This is a genomic window from Novosphingobium sp. (assembly GCF_039595395.1).
Taxonomy (GTDB): Bacteria; Pseudomonadota; Alphaproteobacteria; order Sphingomonadales; family Sphingomonadaceae; genus Novosphingobium.
Genome location: NZ_JBCNLP010000001.1, coordinates 1269714 through 1294417, shown reverse-complemented (window position 1 = coordinate 1294417; position 24704 = coordinate 1269714). Strand labels below are relative to the sequence as shown.

The 24704-nt window shown below is 64.3% G+C and carries 26 protein-coding genes and 2 tRNA genes; 3 read left to right on the top strand and 25 right to left on the bottom strand.

From position 1 onward, the window contains the following. Positions 1–39: 39 nt before the first annotated feature. From ABDW49_RS06190 to pyrH, 19 genes are all read right to left on the bottom strand, one after another. Positions 40–1986 (bottom strand): potassium transporter Kup, encoded by a 1947-nt coding sequence (locus tag ABDW49_RS06190; protein ID WP_343610492.1) that lies wholly within the window; start codon positions 1984–1986, stop codon positions 40–42. 89 nt (positions 1987–2075) lie between these two features. Continuing rightward, positions 2076–2810, bottom strand: a complete 735-nt coding sequence (locus ABDW49_RS06185) for a tetratricopeptide repeat protein (RefSeq protein ID WP_343610491.1) — start codon at positions 2808–2810, stop codon at positions 2076–2078. Continuing rightward, the gene (locus ABDW49_RS06180) at positions 2807–3154 is read right to left on the bottom strand and encodes a cytochrome c-type biogenesis protein (RefSeq protein WP_343614176.1); all 348 of its coding nucleotides are present in this window, start codon (positions 3152–3154) and stop codon (positions 2807–2809) included. The genes ABDW49_RS06185 and ABDW49_RS06180 overlap by 4 nt, the downstream gene beginning before the upstream one ends. 65 nt (positions 3155–3219) lie before the next feature. Further along, entirely contained in the window at positions 3220–3780 is a 561-nt protein-coding gene (locus tag ABDW49_RS06175) for a DsbE family thiol:disulfide interchange protein (protein WP_343610489.1), read from the bottom strand. Next, positions 3777–5759, bottom strand: a complete 1983-nt coding sequence (locus ABDW49_RS06170; protein ID WP_343610487.1) for a heme lyase CcmF/NrfE family subunit — start codon at positions 5757–5759, stop codon at positions 3777–3779. Before ABDW49_RS06170 ends, ABDW49_RS06175 begins: the two co-directional genes overlap by 4 nt. 37 nt (positions 5760–5796) lie before the next feature. Next, complete coding sequence (ccmE, locus tag ABDW49_RS06165) at positions 5797–6255, bottom strand: cytochrome c maturation protein CcmE (protein ID WP_343610485.1); 459 nt, start codon at positions 6253–6255, stop codon at positions 5797–5799. After that, on the bottom strand, positions 6252–6395 hold the full coding sequence (locus tag ABDW49_RS06160; RefSeq protein WP_343610483.1) for a hypothetical protein: 144 nt from the start codon (positions 6393–6395) through the stop codon (positions 6252–6254). The genes ccmE and ABDW49_RS06160 overlap by 4 nt, the downstream gene beginning before the upstream one ends. Beyond that, positions 6395–7180 carry a heme ABC transporter permease CcmC gene (gene ccmC, locus ABDW49_RS06155; RefSeq protein WP_343610481.1) on the bottom strand — a complete coding sequence of 262 codons (786 nt, stop codon included), beginning with the start codon at positions 7178–7180 and terminating at the stop codon, positions 6395–6397. Before ccmC ends, ABDW49_RS06160 begins: the two co-directional genes overlap by 1 nt. 173 nt (positions 7181–7353) lie before the next feature. Then, a tRNA-His gene (locus tag ABDW49_RS06150) sits at positions 7354–7430 on the bottom strand. A 209-nt stretch (positions 7431–7639) separates the two neighbouring features. Beyond that, positions 7640–7867, bottom strand: a complete 228-nt coding sequence (rpmE, locus tag ABDW49_RS06145; RefSeq protein ID WP_343610480.1) for a 50S ribosomal protein L31 — start codon at positions 7865–7867, stop codon at positions 7640–7642. Between the two features lie 207 nt (positions 7868–8074). After that, positions 8075–8575, bottom strand: coding sequence for a 3-hydroxyacyl-ACP dehydratase FabZ (fabZ, locus tag ABDW49_RS06140; RefSeq protein ID WP_343610479.1), 501 nt, complete (start codon positions 8573–8575; stop codon positions 8075–8077). Between the two features lie 21 nt (positions 8576–8596). Beyond that, positions 8597–9319: an OmpH family outer membrane protein gene (locus ABDW49_RS06135; RefSeq protein WP_343610477.1), complete on the bottom strand. Its 723-nt coding sequence runs from the start codon at positions 9317–9319 to the stop codon at positions 8597–8599. Then, on the bottom strand, positions 9319–12045 hold the full coding sequence (gene bamA / locus ABDW49_RS06130) for an outer membrane protein assembly factor BamA (protein WP_343610475.1): 2727 nt from the start codon (positions 12043–12045) through the stop codon (positions 9319–9321). The genes ABDW49_RS06135 and bamA overlap by 1 nt, the downstream gene beginning before the upstream one ends. Before the next feature lie 227 nt (positions 12046–12272). Continuing rightward, positions 12273–13379, bottom strand: a complete 1107-nt coding sequence (rseP, locus tag ABDW49_RS06125; protein WP_343610473.1) for an RIP metalloprotease RseP — start codon at positions 13377–13379, stop codon at positions 12273–12275. Positions 13380–13382: 3 nt separating this feature from the next. Next, complete coding sequence (locus tag ABDW49_RS06120; RefSeq protein WP_343614174.1) at positions 13383–14537, bottom strand: 1-deoxy-D-xylulose-5-phosphate reductoisomerase; 1155 nt, start codon at positions 14535–14537, stop codon at positions 13383–13385. 5 nt (positions 14538–14542) lie between these two features. Next, positions 14543–15250, bottom strand: a complete 708-nt coding sequence (locus tag ABDW49_RS06115) for a phosphatidate cytidylyltransferase (RefSeq protein ID WP_343610472.1) — start codon at positions 15248–15250, stop codon at positions 14543–14545. Beyond that, positions 15240–15884 (bottom strand): polyprenyl diphosphate synthase, encoded by a 645-nt coding sequence (uppS, locus tag ABDW49_RS06110; RefSeq protein ID WP_343614173.1) that lies wholly within the window; start codon positions 15882–15884, stop codon positions 15240–15242. The genes ABDW49_RS06115 and uppS overlap by 11 nt, the downstream gene beginning before the upstream one ends. A gap of 59 nt (positions 15885–15943) precedes the next feature. Next, positions 15944–16507 carry a ribosome recycling factor gene (gene frr, locus ABDW49_RS06105; protein WP_343610470.1) on the bottom strand — a complete coding sequence of 188 codons (564 nt, stop codon included), beginning with the start codon at positions 16505–16507 and terminating at the stop codon, positions 15944–15946. A gap of 34 nt (positions 16508–16541) precedes the next feature. Next, complete coding sequence (pyrH, locus tag ABDW49_RS06100) at positions 16542–17360, bottom strand: UMP kinase (RefSeq protein ID WP_343610469.1); 819 nt, start codon at positions 17358–17360, stop codon at positions 16542–16544. An 82-nt stretch (positions 17361–17442) separates the two neighbouring features. Here pyrH and ABDW49_RS06095 point away from each other — a divergent pair, with 82 nt between their 5' ends. Further along, positions 17443–18318, top strand: coding sequence for a metallophosphoesterase (locus ABDW49_RS06095; RefSeq protein ID WP_343610468.1), 876 nt, complete (start codon positions 17443–17445; stop codon positions 18316–18318). Positions 18319–18390: 72 nt separating this feature from the next. Here the strand turns inward: ABDW49_RS06095 and tsf are convergent, their stop codons facing one another. After that, positions 18391–19317: a translation elongation factor Ts gene (tsf, locus tag ABDW49_RS06090; protein ID WP_343610466.1), complete on the bottom strand. Its 927-nt coding sequence runs from the start codon at positions 19315–19317 to the stop codon at positions 18391–18393. A 159-nt stretch (positions 19318–19476) separates the two neighbouring features. Then, positions 19477–20232 (bottom strand): 30S ribosomal protein S2, encoded by a 756-nt coding sequence (rpsB, locus tag ABDW49_RS06085; RefSeq protein ID WP_343614172.1) that lies wholly within the window; start codon positions 20230–20232, stop codon positions 19477–19479. Between the two features lie 449 nt (positions 20233–20681). On the opposite strand from rpsB, the gene ABDW49_RS06080 reads away from it, so the two are divergent. After that, positions 20682–20987, top strand: coding sequence for a hypothetical protein (locus tag ABDW49_RS06080; protein WP_343610464.1), 306 nt, complete (start codon positions 20682–20684; stop codon positions 20985–20987). Here ABDW49_RS06080 and ABDW49_RS06075 read toward each other — a convergent pair. From ABDW49_RS06075 to ABDW49_RS06065, 3 genes are all read right to left on the bottom strand, one after another. Beyond that, positions 20935–21738 (bottom strand): phosphatidylcholine/phosphatidylserine synthase, encoded by an 804-nt coding sequence (locus ABDW49_RS06075; protein WP_343610461.1) that lies wholly within the window; start codon positions 21736–21738, stop codon positions 20935–20937. The two genes, ABDW49_RS06080 and ABDW49_RS06075, sit on opposite strands and share 53 nt — an antisense overlap. Then, positions 21735–22484, bottom strand: a complete 750-nt coding sequence (locus tag ABDW49_RS06070; RefSeq protein WP_343610460.1) for a phosphatidylserine decarboxylase — start codon at positions 22482–22484, stop codon at positions 21735–21737. The genes ABDW49_RS06075 and ABDW49_RS06070 overlap by 4 nt, the downstream gene beginning before the upstream one ends. Positions 22485–22776: 292 nt before the next feature. Further along, positions 22777–22862: transfer RNA gene (locus ABDW49_RS06065), tRNA-Tyr, on the bottom strand. Between the two features lie 172 nt (positions 22863–23034). Between ABDW49_RS06065 and rlmB the strand changes: the two genes are divergently transcribed. Beyond that, complete coding sequence (gene rlmB, locus ABDW49_RS06060) at positions 23035–23865, top strand: 23S rRNA (guanosine(2251)-2'-O)-methyltransferase RlmB (RefSeq protein ID WP_343610458.1); 831 nt, start codon at positions 23035–23037, stop codon at positions 23863–23865. Between the two features lie 267 nt (positions 23866–24132). Here rlmB and ABDW49_RS06055 read toward each other — a convergent pair whose 3' ends face one another. Next, the gene (locus tag ABDW49_RS06055; RefSeq protein ID WP_343610456.1) at positions 24133–24405 is read right to left on the bottom strand and encodes an HU family DNA-binding protein; all 273 of its coding nucleotides are present in this window, start codon (positions 24403–24405) and stop codon (positions 24133–24135) included. Between the last annotated feature and the right edge of the window lie 299 nt (positions 24406–24704).

Here is a 24704-nt window from a genome sequence, read left to right as displayed (position 1 = left end):
GCAAAGAGTTCCGCCTTTCAAGGAACGCCTTCACCCCGTTTAAATCTCGACCTGACTGCCCAGTTCCACCACGCGGTTCACCGGCAGACGGAAGAACTCCATCGCGCTGGCCGCATTGCGCAGCATCCAGGCAAACAGCTTCTCGCGCCAGATCGCCATGCCCGGCTTGGACGAGGCGATCAGCGTCTGACGGCTGAGGAAGAAGCTGGTCTTCATCATGTCGAAGGGCTCGCCGCACATGCTGACGGGGCGCAGCGCCTCGGGCACGTTGGTTTCCTCAAGGAAGCCGAAGCGCAGGATGATCTTGTAGAAGCCCTGCCCGATCTCGCTGACGGCCACCCGCTTGATCTCGGGCACATAGGGCACTTCCTCGATCAGCACGGTCAGCACCACCACACGCTCGTGGAGCACCTTGTTGTGCTTGATGTTGTGAAGCAGCGCCGAGGGCACGCCATTGCGCGCGGTCGACATGAAGACGGCGGTGCCCGGCACGCGGGTCGCGCTGGAATGGGCGGAGCGGGCGAAGACCTCGATCGGCAGCGAATCCTCGGCCATGTTCTGGCGCATCAGCATCCGGCCCTTCGACCAGGTGGTCAGCAGCAGGAAGATGACCATGCCGACGACGACCGGGAACCAGGCACCCTCGAAGAATTTCGACGCGCCCGCCGCCAGATAGGCCCAGTCGATGGCGAACAGCACGGCAAAAGCAGGGGCTGCAACCCACCAGCGCACCTTCCACATGCGGAAGACCACGACCACGGCCATGCCGGTGGTGATGCTCATCGTGCCCACCACGGCCAGACCATAGGCGGGCAGCATCGCCGCGCTGCTCTCGAAGGTCAGCACCAGAGCGGCCACCATGCAGGCCAGAAACCAGTTGATCGCCGGAATGTAGATCTGCCCGGCCATCGAATGCGAGGTGTGCTTGATCTGCACACGCGGCAGATAGCCGAGCTGGATCGCCTGATGCGTCACCGAATAGGCGCCCGAAATCACCGCCTGGCTGGCAATCACGGTAGCCAGCGTCGCCAGCACCACCAGCGGCAGCTGCAGGCTGTCGGGCACCATGTTGAAAAAGGGGTTCGAGGCCGAGGCCGGATCGGTGATCAGCAGCGCCGCCTGCCCCATGTAATTGAGCACCAGCGAGGGGAACACGATCACCCAGGCCCAGCTGATCGCCTTGCGCCCGAAATGGCCCATATCGGCATAGAGCGCCTCGACGCCGGTGATCGAATAGACCACCGCGGAGAGCGACACGAAGGACAGGAAGGGATGCGCCTTGAAGAAATAGAAGATGTAGAGCGGGTTCAGCGGCTCCCACAGCACCTGCGGGTGCATGCGGATGTTGGCCACGCCCATCGCCGCGATCGACAGGAAATAGATCAGCATCACAGGCCCGAACATCTGGCCCATCCGCTCGGTCCCGTGGCTCTGGATCACGAAGAGGCCGACCAGAATCGCCAGCGAGATCGGCAGGATGAAGGGATGGAACGCATGGCTGACCACGCCCAGACCTTCCACCGCCGACAGCACCGAGATCGCCGGGGTCAGCATCGAATCAGCATAGAACAGCGCAGTGGCCAGCAGACCGCCCGCCACCAGCAGGCGCGTGCCGCGCAATTGCGGCAGCTTGCGGTTGATCAGCGCCAGCAGGGCCAGCGAGCCGCCCTCGCCATTGTTGTCCATCCGAAGCACCAGCAGGACGTATTTCAACGTCACCACCGTCACCATGGTCCAGAAGATCAGGCTGATCACGCCATAGATGTTGAGCAGATCGATCGGCAGCGGATGCTCGCCGGTCATGATCGCCTGAATCGCGTATAGCGGACTGGTACCGATATCACCAAAGACCACGCCCAAGGCGCCAAGCGCCAGCTTGGGCAATGCGCCGTGGTGACCGTGATGCCCGTGGGCTGTCGCCGGTTCGACCGCATCCTGCGATGCGGGAACGGCAGGCGACTGCGCCGAGCTTGCCGAAACATTCATGCGGCCCGACCCCCTACTGGCCATAACACACTCTCCGCCGTTGCGGAGCGCCGCCGATTAGCGCGCTCCTTGACCCGCAACAAGGACAATCAACGCAAGCCCGTTGCGGTTCCCTGCATGTTGGCAGAAGAATTGGCGGAAATCGGGGGATTACGCGATGTTGGCGGCAGTGATTGGGACATTGGCATCCCCTGCGCGGCACGGGTCATGGCGATGATCTGGTCCAGCCGCTGCAGCCGCGCGACCAGATCGGGCCGCCAGGGCGCATCGGCCGGAGCTTTCTGCAGCAGATCGACCCACAGCGCGCGGGCATCGTCGAACTGCCCCGAGCCGGCCAGCGCCAGCCCCAGAAACAGCGGCGGCCCCGGCGCGGCAGGATCGGCCGCCGAAGCCTTGCGGAAGGCATAGAGCGCCGCCGGCGACAGCGAGCCGTCGGCATGCCCCACCAGCGCGCTGGCCATCGCCAGCCAGGCGGCGCTGTTCTTGGGGTCTTTCTCCACCGCGCCCTTCAGCATGGTGGCGGCGTCCGCATAATCGCCATGGCGCATCAGCGCATCGGCAACCATTTCCCAGCTCGACACCTGCACGGTAGCGCCCACCACCTTCTGCCGCTCATCGACCAGCGTGGTGGCGAAGATGTTCGATTTGGCCACCTCGTCATGCGGCTGCCCCGCCTGCCCCGGATGGCCCTGAAGCGCATAGCCCGCCAGCCCCAGCACCAGCGCGGAGGCAATCGCCTCCCAGCCCTTGCGCGGCGTGCGGAAAATGAAGGTGAGCACCAGCAGAACCACCAGCGCCAGAGCGGCGATCAACAGCCAGGTCATGCCGCCTTCCCCTTCACGAAACGGCGGCGCATCACGACCGCGGCCACCACGATCAGCCCCAATGGCACGGCAAACAACGGCCATGTCGCGGCGGTGACTCGCGGCGCATAGCTGACGTAATCGCCATAGCGCTGGATCAGCCAGGTGCGAATCGCCTCGGGATCTTCCCCGGCGTCGATGCGCAGGCGAACCTGATTGCGCATGTCGCCAGCGATGGGCGCATCCGAATCGGCAATCGACTGGCTCTGGCAGACCAGGCAGCGCAAGGTTTCCATCAGGGCCTTGGCCTTGGCCTCCTTGGCCGGATCGCTGAGCTGACGATAGGCGAAAGGCGCGGGCGGCATGGTGTCATCGGCCAGAGCGACAATCGGCGCCAGCAGCAGGGCGGCAGGAAGCAGGAGGCGCGCGATCACGACTCGGCCTCCTTCAGCTTGGCCAGCATCAGCGGCACCTCTTCGGGGCGAATCTCGCCGATATGCTGATAGCGGATGATGCCCTTGCCATCGATCACGAAGGTCTCGGGCACGCCCGAGGAGCCGATGGCCAGTTGCACCGCTGAAACGTCATCGGCGCCGATCCGCTGATAGGGATTGCCGTTTTTCGCCAGAAAGGCGTTCAGATCAGCCGTGTGATCGCGGATGGCGATGCCGTCGATGGGCGCGCCCTGCCGCTGCAATTCGGCCAGCACCGGCGATTCGACGCCGCAGGGAATGCACCAGCTCGCAAAGATGTTGAGCAGGCGCGGCTTGCCCTGCGCGAAATCGCTGGTGGAGAGCCCGGGGCGCCCATCGGCGGCGGCGCGCAGCGAGAAGGCAGGCAGCGGCTTGCCGATCATCTGGCTGTTGATGTCGGTGCTCTTGGGCAGCATCAGCGAGATCGCCACGCCGCCCACAAACAGCACGAACAGCGCCAGCGGCAGCCACAAGGTCCAGCTTGGTGGGCGGAATGCGCGAGGTGTGTCCTGTGTCATGCCGCTTCCCTTTCCTCACGATCGCCCCGGCGGACATCGCCGCGCGCGCGGACGGTGCGGCGCTTCAGGTCCTGCCTCACCCGGCTCAGCAGCGCCAGCAAGCCACCCAAGGCCACCAGCACACCGCCCAGCCAGATCATCGGCACAAAGGGCTTCCACCACAGGCGGAGCTGCCAGCGCCCGGTGGGCATGGCCTTGCTGGAGGCGTCATGCGTCTCCTCGCCCAGCACGGTGTAGAGCTGCCCGTTCCAGCGCGTATGCAGCGCCGAGACCGAGGTGGTCTGCGGCGGCGCCCAGAAGGTGCGCGACTGGGGCGTCAGATGATCGGGCGCGGCGCCATCATAGCTGGCGACCAGATCGGCTTCCAGCGCGGTCCAGTTGGGCCCGGCCACGGGCTGGATCGCGCCCAGCCTCACCTTCCACGGGCCGACATCAACGCTTTCACCGACACGGGCGGCGATCAGGCGCTCGGTGGTGAAGGCGGCATCCGCCCCCATGCCGAACAGCGATACCGCCAGCCCCAGATGCGCGATCACCATGCCCCACAGCGAGAGCGGCGCGCGGCGCAGATTGCGCCCCCTGAGCGGCAGCAGGCTGGCCACCGCCAGACCGGGCGCCAGCGACAGGGCAATCAGCGACATGATGCTGGTGACGCCGCTGATGGCAAAAGCAATGGCGGCAATCACGGTGACGGCCAGAGGCGCGGCCAGAACCATGCTCACCCGCTTGAAGCGGTCATGGCGCCAGCGCAGCAGCGGCCCGATGGCCAGCACCACCAGCATCGGCACGGCAAAGACCGCGCTCATCGGCGTGAAATAGGGCGGGCCGACCGAGACCTTCACCCCCATCGCCTCGGTCACCAGCGGGTAGAGCGTGCCCAGCAGCACGATGCCCAGAATCGAGGTCAGCATGATGTTGTTGAACACCAGCGACGCCTCGCGGCTGGTCACCTCGAAGCGCTCGCCCTCGGTGACGGTGCCCGCGCGCAGGGCAAACAGCACCAGCGCCGCGCCGATGTTGATCGCCAGCAGCGCCAGAATAAAGCCGCCGCGCTTCGGATCGACCGCAAAGGCATGCACGCTGGTAAGAATGCCGGAACGCACCAGAAAGGTGCCGATCATCGACATCGAGAAGGCCACCACGCCCAGCATCACCGTCCAGGCCCGCAACGCATTGCGCGCCGCCAGCACGCTGGCCGAATGGAGCAGCGCGGTCGCCGCCAGCCAGGGCATCAGGCTGGCGTTCTCGACCGGGTCCCAGAACCACCAGCCACCCCAGCCCAGCATGTAATAGGCCCAATAGCTGCCCGCCGTGATACCCAGCGTGAGAAAGATCCACGCGCCCAGCACCCATGGCCGCATCGCGCGAGCAAAGGCCGGGCCGACCTCCCGCGTCACCAGCGCGCCAATGGCAAAGCTGAAGGCAATCGAAAGCCCGACATAGCCGAGATAGAGCGTGGGCGGATGGAAGGCGAGGCCCGGATCCTGCAGCAGCGGGTTGAGGCCATTGCCCTCCATGGGCGCCGGGTTCAGACGCTGGAACGGATTCGAGGCAAACAGCAGAAAGGCATAGAAGCCAAGGCTGACAAAGGCCTGCCCGGCCAGCGTCGCCAGCATGGTCCGCTCGGGCAAACGGCGCTCGACCGCGGCGACAAAGCCGCCCGCAAGGCCCATCACCGTCACCCACAGCAGCATCGAGCCTTCATGGTTCCCCCATGTGCCCGCGATCTTGTAGATCAGCGGCTTGGCCGAATGGCTGTTCTCGGCCACCAGCTTCACCGACGTGTCGGTCTGCACAAAGAGCCAGATCAGGGCGAGGAAAGCCGCCGCCGCCAGCACACCCTGCACCACCGCGACAGGGCGCACGATGCCGGCCATCCCCTCGCCGTTCTTGGTCAGGGCGAGGCTGCCCGCCACCAGTTGCAGCCCGGCAAGGGCGGCGGCCAGCCACAGCATGGCAAGGCCCAGTTCAGCGAGCACGCGCGTCTCCCGTCATCATTTTACTTGGTTTCCGCGTTCATTTGGTTTCCGCGATGGTCTTGTGGGCCTGATCGGTGGTCATGCCCTGCATCTCGCGGGGGGTGTATTTTTCGTCATGCTTGGCGAGCAGATTGTCGGCGGTGAACAGGCCATGGGTCCAGTGCCCCTCGGCCACCACGCCCGATCCTTCGACGAAGAGCGCGGGGCGGATGCCCGCAAAGCGCACCGGCACCTGTTGCTTGCCGTCGGTGACGAGGAAATTGACCGTCACGCCGTCGGGCGCGTCCTTCATGCTGCCGCGCACCACCATGCCGCCCAGACGCACCGAGCGATCAGCCTCGGGCGGCTTGGCGAGGATCTCGCTCGGCACATAGAAATAGCTGGCCTGATTGCGCAGCGCCCATGCCGCCAGCAGCCCGGCCACCAGCAGCACCGCCAGCGCCACGCCCAGCAGCACCAGCCTTTGATGCTTGGCCCGCAGTCCCGTTACCGTCATGTTTTGTCACGCACCTTATCGCGTCGTTTTTCGGCACGGCGCATCGAAAGCCAGCTTCCGGCCACCATCGCCAGAGTCGTGATCGCCCCTATCGCATAAGCGGCGGCGACGAATTGCCACGGATCAAGCGCCTCGCGCATCACCAGCCCACCGCCGGATCGATGGCGCCTGTCCGCGCCTGAGCCGCCATGGCTTTGCGGCGCAGACGGGCCTCGGCCTGCGAATCGGCCAGAATCATGCGCATGCGGGCCAGAACCACCCCGGTGAAGATCAGCGTGAAACCCACAGTGCTGGTCAGCAGCGGCACCACGAAAGACGTCGCCATCGGGCCCGTGCCCGTCACCACGCCGCTCACCGAAAGGCTGGGCGGCTGATGCAGGCTGTTCCACCACAGCACCGAATAATGAATGATCGGAATGTTCACCGCACCAATCAGGCCGAAAATGGCCGCCATCCTGCCCTGCCCTTGCCCCGGCTCCTCATTGTTCTGGGTGGCGCCTGCCAGCGCCATATAGCCGAAATAGAGGAACAGGAGAACCAGCATGCTGGTCAGCCGCCCATCCCACACCCACCAAGTGCCCCAGGCCGGGCGCCCCCAGATCGAGCCGGTGAGCAGGCACAGCGCCGTGAACACCGCGCCGGGCAGCGCGGTGGCCCGCGCGGCGATGCCGGCCAGCGGATGGCGCCAGACGATCTCGACAAAGCTGGCGATGGCGATCGAGGACCAGCCCATCATCCCCAGCCATGCCGTGGGCACATGCAGATAGATGATCCGCACCACATCGCCCTGAAGCACGTCAGCCGGGCCAAAGCCCACGCCCCAGACCAGCGCGGCAGCCGCGATCAGCAGGCCCGCGATCAGGCAGAGCGGCGTCGCCCATGTGGCGATGCGCAGAAAACGTGCAGGATTGGCAAAGCCATGCATGAACAAGCGAACCGAAAGCTGGCGGCGAAGCCCTCAGGCCTTTGCCGCGAAAAACAGGCTTGATGCTTTGGCAGGGGGCGGCCCCATCGGCAAGGGCCATAAAGGTCATCGACCGCCATCAGCGCCGGTTATACCGGCTTCATGCAAGGGTGCAGAAATTCTCATAAGAGAAATGGGGCGACTGAAGGGGTTCGAACCCTCGACCTCCGGTACCACAAACCGGCGCTCTAACCAACTGAGCTACAGTCGCCACACAGGCTGCCTTCAGCGGCAGCGGGCTATGTTTCCGTCAGGCCTTGCCTGCCGGGAGGCGCGCCTTTGCATGAGATCAGACGCTTTGAAAAGCGAAAAATGCATGGGCGAGGAAATTAATCGCCCCGCCCACCCGATCGCCAGACCCCATACAGAAAAAGGGCCCGGTTTCCCGAGCCCTTTCCCTTAATCCTGCAAGCGCGAGGATCAGCCCTTCTTGAGGCTGAGGCCACCGAAGCGCTTGTTGAACTGGGCCACACGACCACCGGAATCGAGCATGCGGCTCACACCGGTCCAGGCCGGGTGCGAGGTGGGATCGATGTCCAGAGCGAGCACGTCGCCTTCCTTGCCCCAGGTCGAGCGGGTCTGGAAAGTGGTGCCGTCGGTCATCTGGACGGTGATGAAGTGGTAATCGGGGTGGGTGTTGGCCTTCATGGCAATATCTTTCGTTTGAAGTGCCGGTTCCGACCGGCCCGAAATTGGAAGCGCCGCCCCTAGCGAGGAGCGGCGCTTTTGTCCAGCTTTAGGTTTAGGGAGAAGGAAGAAGAGAAGATGCGAGGGTGTTACACCCTCGCGCTCCCATTCCGTCTTCCGGCGCGAGGGTAGCGTTGCCGCATCCTTGCGCCTCAACTCTCCACCAGTTTAAGCGGGCTGGTCCGCGATCATGGCGGTGAAGCTCACTTCCGTGGCCAGCTTGTCGCCCAGCATGGCCTTGCCCCAGAACTTGCAGACCCGCGCCCGCTTCTGGATAAAGCCCACATGCAGGTCGAGCAGCACGCCCGGCTCCACAGGAGCGCGGAACTTCGCATCTTCGATCGCCATGAAATAGACCAGCTTGCCCGAACCGGCCAGACCGAGCGATTCGATCGCGAGGATACCGGCGGCCTGCGCCAGCGCCTCGACGATCAGCACGCCCGGCATGATCGGACGGCCAGGGAAATGGCCCTGAAAGAAGCCCTCGTTGAAGCTGACCGCCTTCACGGCATGCAGCGACTCGTCAGGCTCGAGCGAGACCACCCGGTCGACCAGCAACATCGGATAACGATGCGGCAGGGCGGCTAGAATCTTGCGGATATCGTAATCCACAGCGGTCGGAGTCTTCACGCCCAGCGGGGCGCCGACGGTCTCGTTGGTCTCGCTCATCAAGCTTTTCCTGTCCGCGCCTTAGCGACCACCGCCATTGTCGGGACGGCCGGCGGCAGGAGCAGCGGCGCCACCAGCGGCGGCCTGCTGCTGAGCCTGCTGCTCACGCACTTCGCGCGGCAGCCAGCCGGCGGGCGGCACGAGCTGGGCGTTGGGGATCGTGGCATCGACTTCGGCCAGAATCGCGCGGCTCAGGTCATAGGCGTTGCTGGAGGCCAGCTTGGCGCGGGGGTCGAGCAGCAGCGTCACGCCGTTCTTCGACATCGCCGACTGGATGGCGGCGTCCAGCTTCTCCAGGATCTGCTCACGCACATAGGCGCGCGACAGGTTCACCGGCTCCAGGATCTTCTGCAGTTCCTGCTGGCCAGCTTCCTGCAGCTTCTGGATGGCTTCACCCTGCTGCTGGATGGCGGCGGCGTTCGCGCCGGGAGCCGCGGCATCCTTATTGTACTTGTCGACCATGGGCTGGATCTGGGCGACGAGCTGCTTGCGGCGGGCTTCGGCCTGGTCGATCTGCGCCTTGTAGGTGGTGGGGCGCTGAGCATCGGCGGCGCGGTTGGCAGCCGAATTCTCGATCACGGCGTCGAGATAGGCAAAGGCAATGCCATTCACGCCGGCGCGGGCCGCACCAGCGGCCGGAGCGGCAGCAGCCGCGGGAGCGGCCTTGGCGGGGGCAGCCAGGGCCACATGAGCCGAACCGGCCAGCAGGGCCACGGCGACGAAGGATTTCACGAGCATTTTCATCAGAACTGGGTTCCCACGTTGAAAGTGAAGACTTTGGTATCGTCGCCAGTGGCGTGCAAAAGCGATTTGGCAATGTCGATGCGGAACGGCCCGAAGGGCGAGTTCCAGTTGAAGCCAACGCCGATCGCGATACGCGGCTTGGGCGTGTCGCCGTAGTAGAACTCCTGGAACGGGGCCACCGTGGTGCCCAGCGCGGTGTTGGCCGCATTGGTCGCCGGGTTGACCGAGTTCGTCGTGGTGACGACCGAACCGTCCAGATTGGTCTGGGTGTACAGCGCATTGCCCTTCGAATCGCGGGTCGGGATCAGCGTGTTGGTGGTGAAATACTGGGTCTGCGGCTTGGTCAGGCCCCAGACAGCACCCGCATCAAGGAAGATCGAGGGACGGATGCCCATTTCCTTGGCACCGGCACCCAGCGGAATTTCCAGCTCGGCGCGGGCGAGATAGTAATACTTGCCGCCCAGCGCGTCCTCGGTCCAGTCGTTGCGGTCGGCCGAATAGGTCGGGTTGCCGCTGGCATCGGTGCCGGTCTGCGACTTGCGGGTAATGCGCGGGCCAACGCCGCGAATGTCGAAACCGCGAATCTGGGGCGAACCCAGATAGAAACGGTCGGTCAACTGGATGGCATCCACATTGGCGGCACGCGTGCTGCTGCCAAGCGCATGGATCGCGCCGCCCTCGGCGGTGATCGAGCCGATGAAGCCCTTGCCCACCGGCCAGTAACGCGCAAGGTTGGCGCGCAGACGGGCATAACGCACCGAACCGCCCAGACCCGAGACATCGACACCGATCGATCCGCTCTTGCCCTTGGTGGGGTGAACGCGGTTGTCGAGGTTCTCGTAGATCAGCGAGGCGCCGATGATCGAGCTGGTGCGGTTGCCCTGCGATTCGCAGAGATAGCGGCCTGCCAGCAGCGGGTTACAGGTCAGGTTGCCGCTGGCGTCCTGCGAGTAGAACTGCGTCTTGTCGAGCGAGACCTTGTCGTAGTTCAGCGTGTAGCGCGTCACCAGCGAGGTGTATTCGGTCAGCGGGAAGCCCAGGCGCGCCTGAAAACCGGTGGTCGAGCTCTGATACAGCGAGGTCGAGTTGCTGCTGTAGTAATTGTAGTTGTTGTAGTCGCGGCGATAGACATCGACGCCCAGCGACACGCTCTTGTCCATCAGATAGGGTTCGGCGAAGGACAGCACGATGCTCTTGGAATAGCGCGAGATCGAGCCCGACAGGCCGACCGTCTGGCCGCGTCCACGGAAGTTGTTCTGCTTGATCGCGGCCGAGAAAATGAAGCTTTCAAGGCTGGAATAACCCGCCGAAAGCTGCAGTTCGCCGGTGGGCTTCTCTTCCAGATTGGCTTCCAGAATCACGCGGTCGGCGGCCGAGCCCGTGGTCTGCTTGACCTCGAACTTCTCCTGGAAATAGCCCAGGCCCTTGATGCGGTTGGTCGAACGCTTGACCTGCAGCGAGTTGAAGGCGTCGCCCTCGGCCAGACGGAACTCGCGGCGGACCACCTTGTCCTGCGTCAGCGTGTTGCCGTTGACGTCGATGCGCTCCACGTAAACGCGCGGCACTTCGGTCATGTTGAAGGTGACGCCCATGGTCAGCGTCTTGGGGTCGCGGTTGTACTGCGGGCGCACGTCGGCGATGTAGCCGAAGGCACCGGCGGTGTCGTTCAGCTGGTCGATCGTGTCCTCGACCTGCTTGGCGTTGTACCAGGCGCCCTTCTTTTCGGGCAGGGCCTTGGCCAGCGTGGCGCCGTCGAAGTCGCGAAGCTGGCTTTCCACCTTCACATCGCCGAACTTGTAGCGCTTGCCTTCCTCGACCACATACGTGACGATGAAGTCCTTCTTGTCCGGCGTCAGCTCGGCCACGGCCGAGACGACGCGGAAGTCGGCATAGCCGTTGGTCAGGTAGAACTGACGCAGCTTCTGCTGGTCATAGGCCAGCTTGTCCGGATCGTAGGAGGTGCCACTGCGGAAGATGTGCAGCGGGCGCGCCTGCTTGGTCATCATGACCGCGGCGATTTCCTTGTCGGTGAAGGCCTGATTGCCGATCACGTTGATCTGGCGGACCTTCGACTTGGGCCCCTCGGTGATCTCGAAGACGATATCCACGCGATTCTGGTCGAGCTTGACCATCTTGGGCTCGACGCTGGCGCCGAAACGGCCCTGGCGCTTGTAAAGCTCGATGATGCGCGCGACGTCGGCGCGGACCTTGGAACGCGTGAAGATCTGGCGCGGGGCCAGCTTGATCTCGGGGTTGATCTTGTCTTCCTTGAGGTGCTTGTTGCCCTCAAGAACGATGCGGTTGATGACCGGGTTTTCCTGAACGGTGATGATGACATGACCGTTCTCGTTGCGGACCTGCAGGTCGGAGAACAGCTCGGTGGCGTTCAGATCCTTGAGCGCCTGGTCAGCGGCGACCTGCGAATAGACCTGGCCGACACGCAGCTTCACATAGGACAGCACCGTGTCCTGCTCGAGGCGCTGCACGCCCTCGACCGTCAGCGACTGGATGACCTGACCGGTGCCTGCGGCAGGCGCGGCGGCAGGGGCCTTGTCCTCACCCAGGGGCTGGGCCGCGCCGGCAGGAACAGGCGCGCCCTTCTTGGCTGGCGCTGCCTTGGGGGCAGGCGCGGCCAGGGCAATTTGCGGCACCCCCGCGAGAATCGAGCTGCCCAGCAGGGCAACCACCAGATGCGAGGTGCTGCAAATCCCAGCGCGTTGACCCATATTTCGTCCCATCTTCGACACGGCAGTTCCCATTTCCCCGAAGTCGGCGGCACGCCGCCAACCGAACTACCCCTGTTTGCCTTCCACGCAGTCCACCCGCCCGAAAGCGCGGCCAGACCTTTCGGCACCAGCCGCCCTCTGCCCGATGCTTGATCCACGATCAAGGCATCTTGGCATATTGCAGGGCAGACGCCCTGCTTATTCCCCCAACATTGTCAGAAAAGGCCTCACGATCCGAAAAATCTGGCCGGCACCACATCATTGACAGTCACAAACACAATCAGCGCCAGCAGAAAAGCCAGCCCGGTGCGGAAAGCCCATTCCTGCGTGCGGGCCGTCATCGCCCTGCGGCGAACAGCTTCCACCAGGTAGAAGGCCAGATGCCCACCATCCAGCCCCGGAATTGGCAGCAGATTGATGAATGCCAAATTAATTGAAATGAAAGCCGCCATCGAGACGAAAGGCAGCCAGCCCATGCTCAGCGCCTCACCCGCGACGCCCGCGATCTTCACCGGGCCACCCAGCTCGCGCACGCTGCGCTGGCCGAAAATGATCTGACGCAGGCCGGTCACCGTCAGCTCGACGATCTGGCTGCACTGCTCGAAAGCATGGCCCACGCCGTCGATGGGGCCGTAACGCAGGCGATAGAGATCGCCGCGCTGGATGCCCATCAGCCCGTAATTGCTGGAATGGCCCTTGCCGTCGTTCTGAACCATGCTGCCCAGCTTCACCGGCACGGTGATCTGCGCCGCGCCGCGCTGCACGCTCACCTGCACGGTCTCGCCGGGGAAGGGCGCGACATGCATCGCCACATCATCGAAATAGGGAGTCTTGGCGCCATCGATGGCGACGATGCGGTCCCCCAACTGCAGGCCAGCGGCCTGAGCCGCCGAATGCTGCGGAAAGGCCTTGATCACCGGATCGGCGACATAGCGCCCGAAAGCGATGTTGAAGGCGGCAAAGATCGTCAGCGCGATCAGCAGATTGGTCACCGGCCCCGCCGCGACGATGGCGGCACGCTGCCACAAGGGCTTGAACTGGAAGCAACGCTCGCGCTCGGCCAGGCTGAGCGGGATGTCGTCGATCGGCATGGAGGCGGCGTTCATATCGCCCGCGAACTTCACATAGCCGCCCAGCGGCAGCCATGAGACCTTCCAGCGCGTGCCGCGCTTGTCCGTCCAGCCGAAAATCTCGCTGCCAAAGCCGATCGAGAAAGCATCGGCATGCACACCGCACCAGCGGCCCACCAGATAATGGCCCAGCTCATGCAGCAGCACCAGCGGCCCGAGCATCAGGATATAGCCGAGCACCCCGTTGAAGATCGATGCGATCATGGCTTACGCGACCTCCATCACCGCTTGCGCCTCGATACGGGCGCGGGCGTCCACGGCGTGAACATCCTCCAGCGTGGCGGGCGGCGGCGGAGCGTAACGCCCCAGCACATCCTCGACCATCGCGGCAATGCGGGTGAAGCCGATGCGCCCGTCGAGGAAAGCGGCCACGGCCACCTCATTGGCGGCATTGAGCACGGCGGGGATGCCCCCCCCTGCCCGCGCGGCTTCACGCGCCAGACGGGTGGCGGGGAAGCGTTCCTCATCGGGCGCGCGGAAGGTCAACTGGCCAATGGTCGCCAGATCGAGCTGATCCGAGAGCGGCGTATCCATGCGCGCGGGCCATGCGAGGCAGCTCGCGATGGGCACGCGCATATCGCTGGGCCCAAGCTGCGCCAGCGTCGAGCCGTCGCGGTATTCCACCATGGAGTGAATGATCGACTGTGGGTGAACGATGATCCGCAGCTTGTCCAAGCCCACCGGGAAGAGGTGATAGGCCTCGATAAACTCCAGACCCTTGTTCATCATCGTGGCCGAATCGACGCTGATCTTGGCGCCCATCGACCAGTTGGGATGCTTGATCGCCTGAGCGGGCGTCGCATGGCGCAACTGCTCGATATCCCAGTCGCGGAACGGACCTCCACTGGCCGTCAATGTGATCCAGCGCACATCCTTGTGGCTGTTGCCCGACAGGCACTGGAAAATGGCGTTATGCTCGGAATCGACAGGCAGCAGCGTGGTCCCGTGCTTTGTCACAGCGGCGGTCATCACCTCACCGGCGGAAACCAGCGCTTCCTTGTTGGCCAGCGCCACGGTGCGGCCCTGCTCGATGGCGGCCATGGTGGGCGCCAGACCCGCGCAGCCGACGATGGCGGCCATCACGATATCGGCGGGACGGCTCGCGGCCTCGACCAGAGCCGCCTCGCCGCCCGTGGCCTCGATGCCGCTGCCGGCCAGCGCCTCGCGCAGGGCGGGTAGCTGGGACTCATCGGCAACAACGGCGACTTCGGCCTTGAATTCACGAGCCAGTTCGGCAAGCGCTTTGGCATTGCCATTGGCGGTCAGCGCCACCACGCGCCATGCCTCGGGCTGGCGCCGCACCAGATCCAGTGTCGAGGCCCCGATCGAACCCGTGGCGCCCAGAACGGACAGACTGCGCATCATACTCACATAAACCTTCTAATCGCGGACAGCAGGCCCGCCACGAACAGCACCGCCAGCAAGCCGTCCACCCGGTCGAACATACCGCCATGGCCGGGGATCAGCGATCCACTGTCCTTCACGCCTGCCCGGCGCTTCATCCAGCTTTCGAAGAAGTCACCGGCCTGGGCGATCACCGCCACAGCAACACCAGCCAAGGTGAACTGAGCCAGAACCTGCACCTCATCGAAGAAAATACGCCCGGTCGCCAGCAGCAGCAACCCCAGCGAGGCCAGCGCCGACAGCACCGCCGCGCCCGCCAGGCCAGACCATGTCTTGGAGGGGCTGATCGCGGGCGCAATCTTGGGCCCGCCAAAGGTGCGGCCCGAGAAATAGGCGCCGACATCGGTCGCGATCACCAGCACCACCGGGATCAGCGGCCCCAGCGCGCCGAACATCACGGGAATATCGGCCAGAACCTCGGCCGCCGTGCCGACATAGACCACGCCAGCCACCAGCCAGACGAGGCGCGCCCAACGGCTGGCGGCGATGCGGCGCACCAGCTTGTTCCATTCCCACAGCACGCCGACCGCCACGGCCAGCACGAAAAGCTGCCAGACGATCCCGCCCAGCACCAGCGCCAGCCCCGCCACCGCCACCATCACGATGGCCGACAGGGTGCGGACCTTCAGATCGGCGCCCACGCGGGCCGTCAAACCTTTCTCAGCGGCCACCGAAACGGCGCTCCCGCTGGCCGAAGGCGGCCATGGCCTCTTTCAGATGCTCAGGCGTGAAATCGGGCCACAGCACATCGGTGAACCACATTTCCGCATAAGCCGCCTGCCACAGCAGGAAGTTCGACAGGCGCACCTCACCGCTGGTGCGGATCAGCAGGTCGAGCGGGGGCAGGTCGCTGGTGTAGAGTTCAGCCTCGATGCTCTCGGGCGTGATCTCGCCCTTGGCAGCCGCTGCGGTGGCAGCGCGGGCGATTTCCTGCTGGCTGCCATAGTTCAGCGCCACGGCCAGCGTCATCACCCGGTTGTTCGCGGTCTTCTCGATCGCATTGTCGAGCAGCGCCACCACATCGGGGGCGAAAGCCTTGTAATCCCCGATGATGCGGATGCGCACGCCATGGGCGGCGATCTCATCCAGATCGTTGAGGATAAAACGCTTCATCAGGCTCATCAGATCGGAGATTTCCTCCGCCGAGCGCCGCCAGTTTTCCGAGGAAAAGGCATAGAGGGTCAGTGCCTCCAGCCCCATATCCTTCACGCCGCGGATCAGGCGGCGCACCGCCTCCCCGCCGCGCTGATGGCCCATGGCGCGCGGCAGAAACCGCTGCTTGGCCCAGCGCCCATTGCCATCCATGATGATGGCGACATGGCGCACGCCGGGCCCGGCATCGCCGCTGCTGAGAGCCAAGGCGCTCACTTGCCCAGGATTTCCTTTTCCTTGGCAGCGGCAACCTCGTCAGCGGCCTTGATCTGATCGTCGGTCAGCTTCTGGATCTCGGTCTCGTAGCGCTTGCGCTCGTCCTCGCCGATCAGCTTCTTGTTTTCGTCGGCCTTGGCCGCTTCCATGCCGTCGCGGCGCACGTTGCGGATGGCGATGCGGGCGTTCTCGGCATATTTGCCCGCCAGCTTGGCCAGCTCCTTGCGGCGCTCCTCGGTCAGATCGGGGATCGGCAGGCGCAGCGTCTGGCCGTCGGTGACGGGGTTCAGGCCCAGACCCGCCGAACGGATCGCCTTCTCCACCGAGCTGACGGTGCCCTTGTCCCACACCTGCACGGCCAGCATGCGCGGCTCGGGAGCGGAAACGCTGGCAACGCCGTTGAGCGGCATCTTGCTGCCATAGACCTCGACCACGATGGGATCGAGCAGCGCGACATTGGCGCGGCCGGTGCGCAGACCCGCCAGATCGCTCGCCAGCGCCTCGACGGCGCCCTTCATGCGGCGTTCCAGATCGGCCTTGTCATATTTCGGGGTGGCCATGGGTGTTCTCCTTCAATCTCTTGCGGACCGGAACTTATGCCTGAGCCGCCTTGGCGGCTTTCGGCTTCTTCACAGCCTTGGTCTTGTCAACTTTCGGTGCCTTCACGGCTTTTGCCTTGGGAGCAGCCTTGGCAGGCGGCGTGCCCACGATCGTCTGGGTTCCCTTGCCGACGAGAACGCGGGCCAGATTGCCCCGCTCACGGATCGAGAAGACGACGATCGGAATCTTGTTGTCACGGCACAGCGCCACCGCGCTGGCATCCATCACCTTCAGGTTCTGGGCCAGCACCGTATCATAATCGATGGTGTCATAACGAACCGCTGACGGATCGGTCTTGGGATCGGCGCTGTAAATGCCATCGACGCTGGTGCCCTTGATCAGCGCGTCGCACTTCATTTCGGCGGCACGCAGCGCGGCGCCGGAATCGGTGGTGAAATAAGGCGCGCCCACACCGGCGGCAAAAATCACCACGCGGCCCTTTTCCAGATGGCGCTCGGCGCGGCGGCGGATCACCGGCTCGCAGACCTTGTCCATCTCGATGGCGGACTGCACGCGGGTCGGCACGCCGAGCTGCTCCAGCGCGTTCTGCATCGCCAGAGCATTCATCACCGTGGCCAGCATGCCCATATAATCGGCCTGCGCCCGGTCCATGCCCTTGGCGGCCCCTGCCATGCCGCGGAAGATGTTGCCGCCGCCGATGACGAGGCAAATCTCGAGCCCGGTCTCTTTCGCAGCCTTCACCTCGCGCGCCAGTTCCGTCACGAAACCGGGATCGATGCCGAAGGCTTGCTCGCCCATCAGGACCTCGCCTGACAATTTGAGGAGAACACGCTTGTAGTTGGGATCGGTCATGGTGAAAATATCCGCGCGAAAACTGGACTGGCGGGCTCTTAGCCGCCAGAGGCACGGGCCGTAAAGGGAGCGTATCGGAAAAATGGGTGAACTGCGCAAGTCCTGGCGGCGTGGAATAGCGCTGGCGCTGGGGCTAACGGCTCTGGCTGGCATGGGAATCACGGTCGCAATCAAGGCCCATCATGACACGATGGACGATCCGCTGGTGCGTCAGGCGCAGGTCCCCCTGCCCGGCCTGAACGCGCCCCTGAAGGTGCTGCTGGTCTCCGACATCCACGTCGCGGGGCCCGATATGCCGCCCGAGCGGCTGGCGCATATCGTGGGGGAGTTGAATCGGCTGAACCCCGATATGGTGCTGATCGCGGGCGACTTCACCAGCGACAAGCTGATCTCCAACCGCCACTATGGCAATGAGGAGGCGCTGGCTCCGCTGGCCGGCCTGCATGCCCGGCTGGGCACGGTGGCGGTGCTAGGCAATCACGATTATTATCGCGGCGCCAAGGAAGTGCGCGCCACGCTGGAGCATCTGGGCATCCGCGTGCTGGTCAATGAGGCCGCGCACGTCGGCCCGCTGACCATCGGCGGGATGACCGATCTCTCAAGCAAGCAGGCCCGGCGCGCCGAGACTCAGGATGCGATGCGCAAGCTGGGCCCGCCCTATGTCTTTTTGACGCATGAGCCCGATTCCTTTCCCAAGCTGCCTGCCGATCTGCATCTGATGCTGGCCGGGCATACGCATTGCGGGCAAATCTCGCTGCCACTGATCGGCCCGATCCTCACCGGGTCGGAATATGGGCGGCGCTATGCCTGCGGGCTGGTGCATGAGCGCGATGCCACGCTGATCGTGGGCGCAGGCCTTGGCACCAGCGACCTGCCCTTCCGCTTTGGCGCACATAGCGATGTGTGGCTGGTGACGTTGACGCCAGCGCCGCTGAAAGTTGAAAACGCCAGACCCTGACACGAAAAAGGGCCCGCCATCGCTGGCGAGCCCTCTTCGTCTCGACGCAGGGCAAACCCTGCGTGGAAGATCTTACTTCAGGCCAGCGGCGGCAGCCACTTCGGCGGCGAAGTCCGACTCTTCCTTTTCGATGCCTTCGCCCAGCTGGAAGCGGACATAGTCCACCAGAGCGATCTTGGCGCCGGCAGCCTTGGCGGCAGCGTCCACAACCTGCTGAACGGTGTTCTTGTTGTCCATGACGAAGAGCTGCGACAGGAGAGCGTTCTCCTTGGCATACTTGGCCACGGCGCCATCGACCATCTTGGCCTGCACTTCGGCGGGCTTGCCCGATTCGGCGGCCTTTTCGGCGGCGATCTTGCGCTCGCGGCTGATCAGCTCGGCGTCCAGATCGTCAGCGTTCAGGGCCAGCGGGAAGGCAGCGGCGATGTGCATCGCGATCTGCTTGCCCAGGGGCTCCAGCACGTCGGCGGCAGCGTCCGATTCCAGAGCGACCAGCACGCCGATCTTGCCCAGGTTGGGAGCCGCGGCGTTGTGCATGTAGGGCACGACCAGACCGGCACCGACCTTGACCAGCTTGATGCGACGCAGCTGCTGGTTCTCACCGATGGTGGCCACGTTGCTGGTCAGCTTGTCGCCAACGGTCTCGCCGTCGGGATAGGCAGCAGCCTTCAGGGCCTCGACCTCGGTGATCGAACCGTCCAGAGCGACCTGGGTGGCCTTGCGCACGAAGTCCTGGAACTGCTCGTTCTTGGCAACGAAGTCGGTTTCCGAGTTCACTTCGACGGCGATGCCGGCGGTGCCGTTCACGGCCACGCCCACCAGACCTTCAGCGGCGGTGCGGCTCGACTTCTTGGCGGCGGCGGCCAGACCCTTGGCGCGCAGCGCGTCGACAGCGGCTTCGAAATCGCCAGCGGCCTCATCCAGGGCCTTCTTGCAATCCATCATGCCGGCGCCGGTGCGCTCGCGCAGGTTCTTCACGTCGGCGGCAGTGTAAGCCATGTCCGATATCCTTTGTGGTGATGCGACGGGCCGGCAAAAATCCCGACACGCCTGAAATGGTAAGGCGCCGGGCCCGTGAGGCCCGCAAAGGGCGTCACATGGACCCGGCGCACTGCAATTTCATGACGCCGAAGCGTGAAGCCCCAGCATCGGCCGAAATCAGGCCTGGATGACTTCCTCAGCCACCGGCACGTCCAGCGCGCCCAGGTCCACGCCCGAGTCGACCACGGCAGCGCGGTTGCCCTTGGTGGCGGCAGCGGCCACGGCGTCGCAGTACAGGCGGATGGCGCGGCTGGCGTCATCGTTGGCGGGCACGGGGAACGCGATGCCATCGGGCGAAACGTTCGAGTCGAGGATGGCGACGACCGGGATACCCAGAACGTTGGCTTCCTTGATCGCCAGCTCTTCCTTGTTGGCGTCGATCACGAACATCACGTCGGGGATGCCGCCCATGTCGCGGATGCCGCCCAGCGACAGTTCCAGCTTGTCGCGCTCGCGCGTCATCTGGAGGACTTCCTTCTTGGTCAGGCCGGTGGTGTCGCCCGACAGCTTCTCTTCGAGCGCCTTGAAGCGCTTGATCGAGCCCGAGATGGTCTTCCAGTTGGTGAGCATGCCGCCCAGCCAGCGGTGGTTCACATAGTGCTGACCGCAAGCGCGGGCGGCCTGGGCGATCTGCTCCTGAGCCTGGCGCTTGGTGCCCACGAACAGCACCTTGCCGCCCGACTGAACGGTGGCCGAGATGAAGTCCAGAGCGCGCGAGAACAGCGGAACGGTCTGCGACAGGTCGAGGATGTGAACGCCGTTGCGAGCCCCGAAGATGTAGGGCTTCATGCGGGGGTTCCAGCGGTGGGTCTGGTGGCCGAAGTGGGCGCCAGCTTCCATGAGCTGATGAAGGGTAACGGTCGGAGCCGCCATAAATAAGTCCTTTTCCGGTTTGTCCTCTGGGAAGCTGGAACCGTGCGGAACAACCCGCTGCGGCACCGGTGTGAATGCTTCCCATGTGGGATTGACGCCATGGCCTGTGCCATGCCGGTCGATGCGCTTTTTTCGCGTGTGAATCACGCAAAAGAGGCCCGACGCGGCGCCTTTAGCCCCGGTTCGGGAGAAAATCCAGAGGGAATTGTGGGGCAGCAGCCATGGGCTGATCGCAAGCATGGATCGCCCTGACGCAGATTCCGCTTGACGGAACGGAACAAAACGTGAATATCTCGGTCATTGCTTAGATCCACTACGGATCAGGACGATTACTCAAGCGTTTATCCACAAGCTATAAACAGGTGGAACGCATTGGCAACAGTATTCTGGGGCAACAGCTTTGGTCGGCGCGTGATGCAAGCCATCGGCGCCATGTGGAGGGTTCAGTGATGACGATGTCTGCACTTCTGATCGATGGCGCCATGATCGGTACGCCCCTGCTGGCCGGGCGCTCGATCGCCGGAAGCTGGAAGCAGTTCAAGCAACTGTTCGCCCAGCTTCGCGAAGAGATGGCCGCCACGGACCCGATCCGCACGATCAGCGCGATCACCCTCTCCACCTCGGCCGATCCGGCGCCGGCAATGGTCTATCGCCCCGAGTTCGGCGTGGTAAGCAACCAGACCGCAACGCTGGGCGGCGGCATCAAGCCACGGTCGCTTCGTCGTCCTGCTGCCGCAATGCGCGCTGCCGCTTGACCCGCGCGTAAGACACCAGCCCCACGGGCACCAAAGCCAGATAGACGATGCAGATGCCGGCCAGCGTCAGCCAGGGCTCGCTCAGCAGGGCGGCAAAGACCAAGCCGAACAGGGCGAGAAGTTCCAGCCGGATGCTGCGACGCGGGCGCAAAGATTGCCAGCTCAGCGTGGCAAGGCTGGAAATCATCAGGAAAGCTGTCGCGGCCATCCAGCAACCGACCAGCACGGGCTGGCGGAACAGATCATTGCCGCTGGCCAGCCACAGATACATCGGCAGGAACGCCAGCCCCGCCCCCACCGGCGCAGGCACGCCGGTGATGAAGCCCGCCGATTTGTGAGGCAGGTCAGGCGTGTCGATCTGGGCGTTGAAGCGCGCCAGACGCAGCACGCAGCAGATGGCGAAAGCCAGCGCGGCGAACCAGCCCAGGCGCGGCACATCCTGAAGCGACCACAGGAAGACGATCAGCGCAGGCGCCACGCCGAAGGAAATCGAATCCGACAGGCTGTCAAGCTCGGCGCCGAAACGCGACTGGGCCTTGAGCATGCGGGCAACCCGGCCATCGATGCCATCGAGCATCCCGGCCAGAATCACCGCCAGCACCGACTTCTGCCAATCGCCCTGAATGGCGAAGCGAATGCCGGTCAGACCGCAGCACAGCGCGCCCGAGGTGATGGCATTGGGAATCACCGCACGCAAAGGCAAGCCGCCGGGCAGACGTGCTCTGCGATCAAAACGGCGGCGTGGCTTCACTGGCTGACGCCCTCGATCAGCGATCCATGGCCGATCTGGGCCAGAACGGTTTCACCCGCCACAATGCGCTGGCCGAGCAGCACCAGCGGCTCGGTGCCCTCGGGCAGATAGACATCCACGCGGCTACCGAAGCGGATCAGGCCAACCCGCTGGCCCGCGGCGATGATGTCGCCGGGTTTGACGAAAGGCACGATGCGGCGCGCGACAAGGCCCGCGATCTGCGTGAAGCCGATCAGCGTGCCATTGCCCTGATCGACGAGGATGTGCTGGCGCTCATTCTCTTCGCTGGCCTTGTCGAGGTCGGCGTTGAGGAATTTGCCCGGAATATAGACCACGCGGCGCACCGTACCGCCGATCGGCGAGCGGTTGATGTGAACATCGAACACGCTCATGAAGATCGAGATGCGCGTCACCGGCGCGGTGCCCAGGCTGGGCGAACCCGTGCCATCGTCCATCGCCAGCTCGCGCGGGGGCGGCACCTTCTGGATCAGCGTCACCAGACCGTCGGCGGGCGCCACGATCAGCCGGTCGCCCTTGGGCGTCACGCGCAGCGGATCGCGGAAGAAGGCGCAGATGCAATAGGTCAGGATGCCGAGCGGCCAGGCCAGCCACTGCCCCACCAGGAACAGCGCCGCCAGAGCGGCAACCGCGGCAACAGCGGCAAATTTGCGCGCTTCGGGATGGACTGCCGGCCAGTGCCAGCTGGCCGCGCCGCGGCCCTGATTGTCGAGAAGTTCACCAGGCATGCGCGTCCTCTAGGGCTTGGCGGGCGCGGCGACAAGCGACTTGCCATCCTGCGCCGGGGAAAGAGCACCCTGCGAAAAAGTAGGAACCGGTTTTTCGCCAAAGTGATGCGACAACAAAAGCTGACCGCGTGTATTACACATTTAACACACAAGCCAGAGCCAGTTGCGCGATGCAGCCAGAAAGGGAGAGTGATCCGGAAAGCCATTCCGGCGCCGAACCCGAAGGTTCCGGCTGCCTCAAGCACATCGGAAGACCGTGAGGACCAAGCCCCGCCGGGGCTTGGAGAAACGGTGGTGGACAGAGCTAGATTCGAACTAGCGTACGCTCACGCGGGCAGATTTACAGTCTGCTGCCTTTAACCACTCGGCCATCTGTCCACACCGTATAATCGCAGTCAAATGACTGAGATTGCTGTGTTTGGGGTCTCCCCCTAAGGACCCGTTTGAGTGGGTCCGTTCAGCCGAGGACCGGCCCTATGAGGACATGAGCCTTGCCTGTCAACACCAGTCTTGGCATGGGCGGAAAAATTTTTGAAAAAAGGATCATCCGATGGCCAGACATGGCGACAATAACCAAGACGGCGAGAAGCGCGGCAAGGCCATGCGCGGCCGCGCGGGTCGCATGCAGGGCGGACGCGGCAGCGGGCGCAGCAACAAGGGCCCCGTCCGCCTGTGGGGCCGCCATGCGGTCGAGGCCGCGCTCAAGAACCCGAATCGCATGCATCGCAAGCTCTGGGCCACGCGCGAGGGCATCGCCAGCCTCGATGGCGAACTGCCCGAGGGCTTCAACGTCGATTACTGCCAGCCGGTCGATCTGGGCCGCCTGGTGGCCAAGGATGCGCCGCATCAGGGTCTGGTGCTGGAATGCGAGCCGCTGGAGGACATTTTCCTCGACGATGTGCTCGATGAAGATCCCTCGCGCCCGATCGTGGTGCTCGATCAGGTGACCGATCCGCATAATGTCGGGGCGATTCTCCGTTCGGCGGCGGCCTTCAATGCGGCGGCCATCATCACGCAGGACCGGCATGCCCCACCCGAATCGGGTGTGGTCGCCAAATCGGCCAGCGGCGCGCTGGAAATCGTGCCCTGGGTGCGCGTCGTCAATCTGGCCCGCGCGCTGGAGGAAATCGCCGAGGCCGGTTACTGGCGCATCGGTCTGGCCGGTGAAGCCGAGGGCACGCTGGCCGAGGCCCTGCCCGCCGGACCGGTCGCGCTGGTGCTGGGCGCCGAGGGTGAAGGCATGCGCCACAACATCACCCAACATTGCGATGCCCTCGCCCGCCTGCCGATCAGCGAGGCGATGGAGAGCCTGAACGTCTCCAACGCGGCGGCCATCGCACTTTATGCCGCTGCCACGCGTGAGATCGTTTCTGACGATTGAAGGTAAAAAGGGCAATGCGAGGGGGTTACCCCCTCGCGCTCCCATGGATGTCTGCGTTGCGCTTCGGGTTCGGCCTTGGGGCAAGGGCGCGGCGGTGCGGGCTTTAGCATCGCCTGCGCAGCACGGCATTTCATGATTTGATGGCCTGCGGCGCTGCACGCCAAAACAAAACCCCGCGCCGGTCGATTCCGGCGCGGGGTTTTTCAAGTCTGGCAGACTTTCAGATCAGGCGGGCCTCCGAGGCGAAGAAGGCCCTGCCCGGCGCGATCAGTTGACCGCGTCCTTCAGGCCCTTGCCGGCCTTGAACTTGGGCTGCGACGAGGCCTTGATCGGCATCGGCTCACCGGTGCGGGGGTTGCGGCCGGTCGAGGCCTTGCGCTTGGCCACCGAGAAAGTGCCAAAACCCACCAGACGCACTTCGTCACCAGCCTTCAGCGCACCGGTGATCGAATCGAAAACACCCTCGACCGCCTTGGTGGCGTCGTTGCGCGTCAGACCGCTGGCCTCGGCAACCGCGCCGATGAGATCGTTCTTGTTCATTATGGGAACCCCCTAGGAGTGTTTAAAAGTTGAAATCTTGAATCGCCTCGCAAAGCGCGGGGAATTGAGCGGCTTTCAAAGCCTCTGTCAAAGCCAAAAAAGCCCGAAAAGCGCCGATTATCCCCTGTTTTGAGGCCATCAGGGGCCCTGCGTGCGACCAAAGACAACATTTGCACGGAACAAATCAATGCCGCGACTCACGAGGATACGAGTCGCGGCATGGAGATATGGTTAATGGCCGCAAGTCGGGACGGCGCAGGTGGAGAGTTCGCACACGCCGGTCAGGAAACCACCGCCAT

Excerpts from the sequence above, each read along its gene's own strand:
- rpmE (WP_343610480.1), bottom strand. The coding sequence starts at position 7,867 with ATGAAGGCCAACACCCACCCCGATTACCACTTCATCACCGTCCAGATG.
- ABDW49_RS06175 (WP_343610489.1), bottom strand. The coding sequence starts at position 3,780 with ATGACACAGGACACACCTCGCGCATTCCGCCCACCAAGCTGGACCTTG.
- ABDW49_RS06180 (WP_343614176.1), bottom strand. The coding sequence starts at position 3,154 with ATGCCGCCCGCGCCTTTCGCCTATCGTCAGCTCAGCGATCCGGCCAAG.
- rpsB (WP_343614172.1), bottom strand. The coding sequence starts at position 20,232 with ATGGCGGCTCCGACCGTTACCCTTCATCAGCTCATGGAAGCTGGCGCC.
- ABDW49_RS06095 (WP_343610468.1), top strand. The coding sequence starts at position 17,443 with ATGGGTGAACTGCGCAAGTCCTGGCGGCGTGGAATAGCGCTGGCGCTG.
- uppS (WP_343614173.1), bottom strand. The coding sequence starts at position 15,884 with ATGGATGGCAATGGGCGCTGGGCCAAGCAGCGGTTTCTGCCGCGCGCC.
- bamA (WP_343610475.1), bottom strand. The coding sequence starts at position 12,045 with ATGGGTCAACGCGCTGGGATTTGCAGCACCTCGCATCTGGTGGTTGCC.
- ABDW49_RS06190 (WP_343610492.1), bottom strand. The coding sequence starts at position 1,986 with ATGAATGTTTCGGCAAGCTCGGCGCAGTCGCCTGCCGTTCCCGCATCG.
- ABDW49_RS06120 (WP_343614174.1), bottom strand. The coding sequence starts at position 14,537 with ATGCGCAGTCTGTCCGTTCTGGGCGCCACGGGTTCGATCGGGGCCTCG.
- fabZ (WP_343610479.1), bottom strand. The coding sequence starts at position 8,575 with ATGAGCGAGACCAACGAGACCGTCGGCGCCCCGCTGGGCGTGAAGACT.
- ABDW49_RS06160 (WP_343610483.1), bottom strand. The coding sequence starts at position 6,395 with ATGCGCGAGGCGCTTGATCCGTGGCAATTCGTCGCCGCCGCTTATGCG.
- ccmC (WP_343610481.1), bottom strand. The coding sequence starts at position 7,180 with ATGCATGGCTTTGCCAATCCTGCACGTTTTCTGCGCATCGCCACATGG.
- pyrH (WP_343610469.1), bottom strand. The coding sequence starts at position 17,360 with ATGACCGATCCCAACTACAAGCGTGTTCTCCTCAAATTGTCAGGCGAG.
- ABDW49_RS06185 (WP_343610491.1), bottom strand. The coding sequence starts at position 2,810 with ATGACCTGGCTGTTGATCGCCGCTCTGGCGCTGGTGGTTCTGCTGGTG.
- ccmE (WP_343610485.1), bottom strand. The coding sequence starts at position 6,255 with ATGACGGTAACGGGACTGCGGGCCAAGCATCAAAGGCTGGTGCTGCTG.
- ABDW49_RS06055 (WP_343610456.1), bottom strand. The coding sequence starts at position 24,405 with ATGAACAAGAACGATCTCATCGGCGCGGTTGCCGAGGCCAGCGGTCTG.
- rseP (WP_343610473.1), bottom strand. The coding sequence starts at position 13,379 with ATGATCGCATCGATCTTCAACGGGGTGCTCGGCTATATCCTGATGCTC.
- tsf (WP_343610466.1), bottom strand. The coding sequence starts at position 19,317 with ATGGCTTACACTGCCGCCGACGTGAAGAACCTGCGCGAGCGCACCGGC.
- rlmB (WP_343610458.1), top strand. The coding sequence starts at position 23,035 with ATGGCCAGACATGGCGACAATAACCAAGACGGCGAGAAGCGCGGCAAG.
- ABDW49_RS06080 (WP_343610464.1), top strand. The coding sequence starts at position 20,682 with ATGACGATGTCTGCACTTCTGATCGATGGCGCCATGATCGGTACGCCC.
- ABDW49_RS06070 (WP_343610460.1), bottom strand. The coding sequence starts at position 22,484 with ATGCCTGGTGAACTTCTCGACAATCAGGGCCGCGGCGCGGCCAGCTGG.
- frr (WP_343610470.1), bottom strand. The coding sequence starts at position 16,507 with ATGGCCACCCCGAAATATGACAAGGCCGATCTGGAACGCCGCATGAAG.
- ABDW49_RS06135 (WP_343610477.1), bottom strand. The coding sequence starts at position 9,319 with ATGAAAATGCTCGTGAAATCCTTCGTCGCCGTGGCCCTGCTGGCCGGT.